Origin of the sequence: Mesorhizobium sp. M7A.T.Ca.US.000.02.2.1 (assembly GCF_003996995.1) — a bacterium.
GTDB lineage: Bacteria > Pseudomonadota > Alphaproteobacteria > Rhizobiales > Rhizobiaceae > Mesorhizobium.
The window spans coordinates 1-1,135 of record NZ_RZTT01000785.1 but is presented as its reverse complement, the minus strand read 5'-3'; the positions used below and the strand labels follow the sequence as shown (position 1 = coordinate 1,135).

Annotated in this window: 1 protein-coding gene; it reads right to left on the bottom strand. The window is 64.7% G+C overall.

The genetic code is table 11. From position 1 onward, the window contains the following. Positions 1-1,135, bottom strand: a 1,135-nt coding sequence (locus EOD15_RS34615; RefSeq protein WP_245463864.1) for a caspase domain-containing protein, incomplete at both ends; no start/stop codon positions are given.

Genomic DNA, 1,135 nt, shown 5'->3' with positions numbered 1-1,135 from the left:
TCGTTGGTCTGCTCGACCCGGCCGACCGCATCGTCGAGGAATTTGCGCGCCGTCACGATGGCGCCCTGGCCGATCGCCTTGTCGGCGGAGGCGACAAGCCGTTTGATCTCCGGATCGTCGGTGCGCAGCGCTGCACGCTCGGACATCATCTTCCTCAGGCGCTCGGCCTGGGCATCGAGCACCTTTTGCAGGTCGGTCGGGTCTTCGGGGATCTTTTCCGTGCCGAGCGCCTTCAGCACGCCATAAAGCGCGTCGAGCGGCACGCCTTCCTGCAGCGAGGCCAGTTCCACCTGCGCCCGTTTCGGGTCGGGCAGGCCGGAAATCGTCAGCAGGAGTTGGCGCCTCTCGCCTGTGATCAGCCCGTCGTCGCCGGTCGGCTCCGCCGGCGCGACGCCGAAATAGAGCAGCCGGCGCAGGCTTTCATTGACCCAGGGGCGCTGTTTTGCCTTTGTGTCGAGATAGACCTCCTCGGTCACCATGCGCATGACCGAGCCGAATTCGGTGCCCTTCATCGCCGCGAGGTGGCGCAGCAGGGCGGACGCGTAAGGGCTGTTTTCGCCGGCGGCGCCATCAAGTGCAGGATGACCCGGTTCTGCGGCAAAGCCGACCACTGTACCCAGGCTCGCGTCGGCCGCCGGTGCATTGCCGAGCGCCTTGGCGCCGCGCACCGGCTCCAACCCGCCGGCGCCTATGGGCGAGGCGGAAGCGGTCGGTGAGCGCCGTACCATCACTTCCTCATTTCTTTTATTTTTGCTGCATTCATCTATCATCATCATCCTCACCGACACTGTCTTTTTCAATGCCTCCATGACGGCCGATATCGGCACAAGGCTGGTGTCGGCATCCTTCAGCGACGGGACGTCGGCATCGACCGGAACCAGATAGTTTTCGCCGCCGGCCTCGATGCCATGACCGGAGTAGTAGATGAAGGCGACATCGGCGCCGTCGGCATCTTCGGTGAACCGCTCCAGGTCGCGCTTCAGCTTGGTGGCGTCGCGGTCGGTGACGCTGCGGGCGTCGAAGCCAAGGTCGGTCAGCATCTTGGCCATGTCGCGGGCGTCGTTGGCGGGGTTGGGCAGGGCGGCGATGTGCAGGTAATTCGACTGGCCGATGATCAGCGCCACGCCCTTAAGGC